The sequence below is a fragment of the Coleofasciculus sp. genome, from assembly GCF_046539235.1.
Classification (GTDB): domain Bacteria; phylum Cyanobacteriota; class Cyanobacteriia; order Cyanobacteriales; family Coleofasciculaceae; genus Coleofasciculus.
This window is the reverse complement of sequence record NZ_JBKHHI010000398.1, coordinates 1-6,232: the sequence shown is the minus strand read 5'-3', so window position 1 is coordinate 6,232 and position 6,232 is coordinate 1. Positions and strand designations below refer to the sequence as shown.

6 protein-coding genes are annotated in these 6,232 nt (G+C 44.4%); 2 read left to right on the top strand and 4 right to left on the bottom strand.

Annotated elements, in window-relative coordinates; all coding sequences use genetic code 11:
- Positions 1-264 precede the first annotated feature (264 nt).
- On the top strand, positions 265-564 hold the full coding sequence (locus ACLFWI_RS25145; RefSeq protein ID WP_446415192.1) for a ferredoxin: 300 nt from the start codon (positions 265-267) through the stop codon (positions 562-564).
- Between the two features lie 320 nt (positions 565-884).
- Here ACLFWI_RS25145 and ACLFWI_RS25140 read toward each other — a convergent pair whose 3' ends face one another.
- The 4 genes from ACLFWI_RS25140 to grxC form a co-directional block, all read right to left on the bottom strand.
- Positions 885-1,103: a hypothetical protein gene (locus tag ACLFWI_RS25140; RefSeq protein WP_446415191.1), complete on the bottom strand. Its 219-nt coding sequence runs from the start codon at positions 1,101-1,103 to the stop codon at positions 885-887.
- Positions 1,104-1,819: 716 nt separating this feature from the next.
- The gene (locus tag ACLFWI_RS25135; protein ID WP_446415190.1) at positions 1,820-2,926 is read right to left on the bottom strand and encodes a Gfo/Idh/MocA family protein; all 1,107 of its coding nucleotides are present in this window, start codon (positions 2,924-2,926) and stop codon (positions 1,820-1,822) included.
- 90 nt (positions 2,927-3,016) lie between these two features.
- Positions 3,017-3,985: a glutathione synthase gene (gene gshB, locus ACLFWI_RS25130; RefSeq protein WP_446415189.1), complete on the bottom strand. Its 969-nt coding sequence runs from the start codon at positions 3,983-3,985 to the stop codon at positions 3,017-3,019.
- 164 nt (positions 3,986-4,149) lie between these two features.
- Positions 4,150-4,428 (bottom strand): glutaredoxin 3, encoded by a 279-nt coding sequence (grxC, locus tag ACLFWI_RS25125; protein ID WP_446410242.1) that lies wholly within the window; start codon positions 4,426-4,428, stop codon positions 4,150-4,152.
- A 702-nt stretch (positions 4,429-5,130) separates the two neighbouring features.
- Here grxC and ACLFWI_RS25120 point away from each other — a divergent pair.
- Entirely contained in the window at positions 5,131-6,036 is a 906-nt protein-coding gene (locus tag ACLFWI_RS25120) for an MBL fold metallo-hydrolase (protein ID WP_446415188.1), read from the top strand.
- Positions 6,037-6,232: the final 196 nt, after the last annotated feature.

Here is a 6,232-nt window from a genome sequence, read left to right as displayed (position 1 = left end):
GGCAAACTCTTATCAACACCGTCATTGACTGGGATATTCATGCCGCACATATCTGGACAGTAACGGCTTGATGTACATATAAGAATAACTGATTTAATATTCAATTAACACTTTCATTCCTAATCCTGTTTAAACTTTTTAACTTTTTTTCGTAGTATCAGAAGTGAAGCAGAAAAAGTTGCCCCCCATCAGCTTAGGCTAGTTGGGTCAGTATACTACAGCACAATTGATTCTGCTGCTTCAGACTAATAGAGAGGAACACAAATGGCAAGTTACAAAGTTACCTTAAAGAACGAAGCTGAAGGCTTGGATACAACTATTGAAGTACCTGATGACGAGTACATTCTCGATGTGGCGGAAGAACAGGGTATTGATTTGCCCTATTCTTGCCGTGCTGGTGCTTGTTCGACCTGCGCTGGTAAACTCGTCAGTGGTGAAATTGATCAGTCTGACCAGTCTTTCTTAGATGATGATCAGATTGAAGCTGGATATGTTTTGACCTGTGTAGCTTATCCTAAATCTGATTGCACAATCATCACTCACCAAGAAGAAGAACTGTACTAATTCTGTAAATATTGCTCAGGCGTTAAGTCACTCGCCTAATCCATCAATAAGCCTGCTAACTATCTTAGTAGGAAAAGCAGGAACACAAAAAACGGTGTTCCTGCTTAAAGTATATATAGGGTTTTCATTTGCGATGTGGAACTCACGAGAGTAGACAAAGGGAACAGGGAACAGGGAACAGGTGTTTTTTTATGTGATAAATTTGATAGTCATATCAAGCTGGTTAAGAGGATTAAATCAAGGCTGACTGTAACTAGAGTTGTTGTTGAGACAGCCAAGTTTGACAAGCCACCCGTGAACCATCAACAATGAACAATTATTTACCCTCCCAGTTGTAACTGTGTTTCTGTTCTGGGATGAGGTATTGCTTGAGGAATTGGTAACTCCAAGCTTCTCGGTGATTTCTTCTTGAGTTGCTGGAGTTGTTTTCGACTTGCTTTATCTTTGTTAATAAAACGATTATTGAGAGTTTGAATCTCCTGTAATTCACTTTCGGTGGACTTAAATAACCACTTATCATCCGAGTCAAACTCAAACATAGAGGTTAAGTGGCATTGAGTAGGATGACTATATCGCATACATCCACTATCAGAAGAGTTGGCATCGCAAAAAGGGCATTGAATTTTGGAACACGTATTCATAGTATGCTGTGACATAGGTGAATTTTTCTTCAACCTCAACAGGCACGGAAATCAAGACATTTCATCCTTACCTTAACATTTCTAGACTCATTAAGTGAGGCTTAGGTTCCGAAGTCCTCAATTCTCCTGCCATAGACTTTCACTAATGAGGATAGCAGTAAATCCCTTATTCTATGAGAGTTTCATGAATATCCCCATGGTGGGGATGTGGCTATAAGGGCTTGTAATCCCTTATCTTTATGGAAGATTCACAGAATTTTACCGTTATTTTTACTCAGGCTTTAAATAAACTTTTACAACTAATTATTTTGCTGAGCAATTAAATTAAATCGCCTCTATTATTCTCTAAAGCTATTAAATTAATTAGGTAAATTTGATGTCCAAGTAAAAGCATTAATCATTTTCTTTGGTGACTATAAACTCTAAAAAAGTAACAAGCGCTACCGAATACTCACCATTATAACTCTTACTTTCCACAAGAGTTTGCTGAATGAAGGTGAGGAAGATGGGAAAAGTCGGGAAGCAGTCAATTTATCCTCCTCATTTAGGGGTTAAAGTCATCACAAAACTTTTCCCTGTTCTCTCCCCTCACCACAATACTGATTCAGCAACCCCTACGCTAAAAAACTGGATAAACTAGGTACATCTACCCAAATGTTCTCTTGATGCGATTGATGGGTTATATCCATTAATAATTGGGAATAGACTCCTTCTGCCAGCGAAGGAATCTGATGTTTATCCGCATCAATACTTTGTACCCATTGATCCACAACCCGAATAAAGGGTGCTAAACGTCCATCCGGGTAAACTTGGGGAAATGCTAGTCGTTTGGGAATGTCTACTTCTGAGAGCGGTTCTCCCGCCGGGGCTGCCCAAAGCTGAAATCCATGGACATAATCGTTTTGGTTGGAACTGCCCAAAACCAACGTTCCGCGATCGCCATAGACTTCGACAAAATGCCCCCGCCCGTTATAAGTAACGGAACTGATGCAAAGTTGGCAAGGTGTACCATCGGCTAATTCCAGCATCAGCAGACAGGTATCATCGGCGTCCACGGGTTTCAATTTCCCCCCTTCACTGGGATCAGGACGTTCTGGAATTGCCGTACTCATTTGGGCGCACAACCGACGCACCGAACCAAACAACCAATTAATGTAATCAAAAGCGTGAGACCCCACAGCGCCTAATGCACCTCCGCCCTTTTCCTTTTGGGCGTACCAGTTCCAAGCCCGTTGCGCGTTGGCACGACTGGAGACTAACCAATCAATTTTAATCAGACGCTTCTGACCAACATAGCCGGATTCTAAATGTTCTGCCAAGAGTTGCCATGGGGGAACAAAGCGAAATTCAAAATCTGGCATAGCTACAACCCCTTGCTTCTTGGCGAGGTGATAGAGATCTCGCGTCTCAGTGGCTGAGAGCGTCATTGGTTTTTCCAATAACAGATGCTTCCTGGCTTGCAACACCTGCTGCGCCATTTCGTAGTGGAGAAAGGGTGGGGTAGAAATGCTCACCGCTTGGACTTCTGGCATTGCCAGGATATCTTCTAGGCGATCGCTCGCTTGGGGAATATTATGAGATTCAGCTACCGCCTTGGCTTTATCCAGGTGCGGATTATAAACCGCTACCACCTGTGTGCGGGGGTGAATCTGAAAACCTGGGATATGAATTTTCTGTCCAAATCCGGTACCGATTACAGCAACTCCAATTTGATTTGTCATTTGTTGTTCGTCATTCGTCTTATGTCATTTGTTTATGTCCTCAGACAAGCAAGAAAGAGGGAATGCAAATGCTCGGTGATCACTCATATATTACGAGTTCCTTGGGTTTTCAACCCAGGCAATCACGTCTTTGCCTAAGCACGTACCATTAAGCTGATCAATCTCACGGATACCCGTGGGACTGGTCACGTTTACCTCGGTGAGATAACCACCAATGACATCGATTCCTACAAAATACAAACCATCTTGTTGCAACTGTGGCTTGAGTAAAGCACAAATTTTTTGCTCTTGCGGTGTAATTTCTGTCGCCGCCACTCGACCCCCAACTGCCATGTTGCCGCGAAATTCGCTGCCTGTAGGAATGCGATTGACTGCCCCAATTGGGTCACCATTGAGGAGGATGATCCGCTTATCTCCCTCTTTAGCCGCCGGAAGATAGGTTTGCACCATGACGGGTTCATATCCCCATTTAGTGCTAATTTCGACTAGGGAATTAAAGTTGCGATCGCCTGCTTCTAGAAACAGAATCCCTTCCCCAGCTTTACCTCCCAAGGGTTTAAGCACGGCGGCTCCTTGTTTCTCGACGAATTTCTGGATGGTCAACTTATCCTGGCTAACAATGGTTTCAGGAATCACTTCCTTAAACTGTAGGGCATACATTTTTTCGTTTGCCCGTCGCAAACCTGTCGGTGTATTGATAACCTGAGTCTTTTTGGGGTTGATGTAATCAAGAATGTACGTCGCATAGAGGTAGGGAATGGTCACAGGGGGGTCAGTCCGCATAAAAACGGCATCCATATCCTCTAAAGGCAGGGAGACAGTATCCGAGATAGCGTACCAGCGTTCACTGACAACCCAACGCCCCTCAACGAGTTCGGCTGGGGTTAGCTGGACTTTATCCAGATTTGCCCACGCTTGATTATTGACAACTGTTAGCTTTTGAGCTTGAGTAATCCAAACGTCATGACCTAAGGCTTGGGCAGCTTCCATGAGTGCCACACTCGTATCATGACTGGGATTAAGCTTTGAGAGCGGGTCAATGATAAACGCAAATTTCACGCTGGAATCCTACCTCGGTGATTAATAATCAAGTTGCGGCTAATAGTACCATTTTGAGGTTTGTCGGGGCGGGTTTAGGAACTTTCGTTTCACTATTGACGATAACGTTAGTTCAAAACCCGCCCCCAGCTCCCCCAGCTCCCCCAGCTCCCGGAACTCCCCTATCAATGACTTGCCCCTGCTCCGTCTTGCAGTAAGGTATCTAGTTCACCTTGTAGTTCTAACCCATACAGGTCGTCGCAACCCCCAATATGGTGGTCATTGATAAAAATTTGTGGCAGAGAACGGCGTCCATTTGCCCGTTGTGCCATTTGCTCTCGCGCCTGTTCATCACCATCGATACAATATTCGGTAAAGTCAATGCCCTTTTCATTGAGCAACCCTTTAGCCCGCATACAATAGGGGCAGCGGCTCCAGGTATAAATTTCGACCTTGGGTTCCATTCTCTTTTCTCAACGTCAGCAACATTTCTTAAATTTTAGCTTTCTTCGCCGGAACGTCTGCACAAAGTCATTAAATCATTCAAGCTCAACTTGAGCTAAAACGTGATCAAAATCACATATTGGTGTTGCCTCAAATGCCTAACAAGTTTAGCTAAACTTGTTAGGCTGTGGAAAACAGTAGGTATACACTAGAGGTAAAGCGTCTCAGAGCTGATGCTAATCGGTGAGGAACTAGCATCAGATATAGTAGCTAGACCCCTTAACCCAAAAAGAAACTGGATCGCTCCCGTGCAACTACCTCCCTCAGACCACTACTGCTGAATAGCCTCGAATGATGAGCGGTGTGAGCAACTCAAAAGCGTCGGGAACGGATTTATCGCGATCGCGGAAGTTATTCCCTGGTGATAAATTCCGCAGACGTTACATGTTATGTTACTTGACGTCCCTAAGCTCATCCATCCACAATCAAAACAACTGGTTCAAATCAGCTTAAACAAAAAAACTCCTAAACTACCATGACTATTCTCCTTAAATCCCTCTGGGAGTTTTATTGGATTGCCTACCGCTAGCAAGGATATGTTAATGATTACTCCGGGTCGGTGGAGATGTTAAGACTGTGGGAATTGGATGAAAAAGACTCCTCATCAACCTGAAAACACTACAACCAAATGGACTGTCTGAAAAAGCCTGCAAGGAAAAATTATGTCTAGTCAGCACAACGGATTCACAATTCACTTTTGGGGCGTTAGAGGAAGTATTGCCTGTCCGGGTCCAGAAACGGTTCGCTATGGCGGAAATACCCCTTGTGTGGAAATGCGAGTGGGTAGAGAACGATTAATTTTTGATGGGGGTACGGGCTTGCGGGTGTTGGGACAGTCCATGCTGTCACAAATACCAGTGGAGGCTCATCTGTTTTTCACCCACTCCCACTGGGATCATATTCAAGGCTTTCCCTTTTTTGTTCCCGCGTTTATCAAAAGCAATCGTTTCCGTATCTATGGAGCGATCGCGCCCAATGGTACTACGATTAAGCAACGCCTCACCGACCAAATGCTCCACCCCAATTTTCCTGTCCCGTTGCAAGTCATGCAAGCGGATTTGCAGTTCTATGACTTAGAGGTTGGCGAAACCGTTGAGATTGGCGAGATTACCGTTGAAAATACTCTACTCAACCACCCTGGTGAAGCGGTGGGATATCGGGTGAATTGGCGGGGACATGCAGCCGCCTATATTACCGATACCGAACATAGACCTAGTGGTTTAGATCAAAATATCTTAAAACTGATTCAGGATGTGGATGTGCTGATCTACGACGCCACCTACACGGATACCGAATATTATTCTCCAGCAACCAGCAAAGTGGGGTGGGGTCATTCGACTTGGCAAGAAGGTATTAAGTTAGCCAAAGCCGCTAACGTGAAAACTCTGGTTATCTTTCACCACGATCCGTTACACAATGATGATTTCTTGGATCGAATTGGGGAAGAAGCCATTCAACACTTTCGCAATACCGTTATGGCTCGTGAAGGCTTGTCCATTTCTTTGGTGGAGTCGGCTGTCTCCGATCCATTACCCCTGCAACAACAGGCAAAAGCTTCGATTCGATAATATAGCACTACGCACTCTAGTTAGGACATAAAAGAAAAATTCAAATCGCTTGACCCTGAGCGACTTGTACCGAGCGAAGTCGAGGTAAGTCGAAGGGTCAATCCCTTGTCAGGTAAGCTTTTTCTTCACTATTGCCCATTGCCCATTGCCTATTGCCTATTGCCTAGCGCATAGCGCTATATCCCCGACTTTATCT

Coding starts and splice junctions, on each gene's coding strand:
- ACLFWI_RS25145 (WP_446415192.1), top strand. CDS start 265: ATGGCAAGTTACAAAGTTACCTTAAAGAACGAAGCTGAAGGCTTGGAT.
- ACLFWI_RS25140 (WP_446415191.1), bottom strand. CDS start 1,103: ATGTTTGAGTTTGACTCGGATGATAAGTGGTTATTTAAGTCCACCGAA.
- ACLFWI_RS25135 (WP_446415190.1), bottom strand. CDS start 2,926: ATGACAAATCAAATTGGAGTTGCTGTAATCGGTACCGGATTTGGACAG.
- grxC (WP_446410242.1), bottom strand. CDS start 4,428: ATGGAACCCAAGGTCGAAATTTATACCTGGAGCCGCTGCCCCTATTGT.
- ACLFWI_RS25120 (WP_446415188.1), top strand. CDS start 5,131: ATGTCTAGTCAGCACAACGGATTCACAATTCACTTTTGGGGCGTTAGA.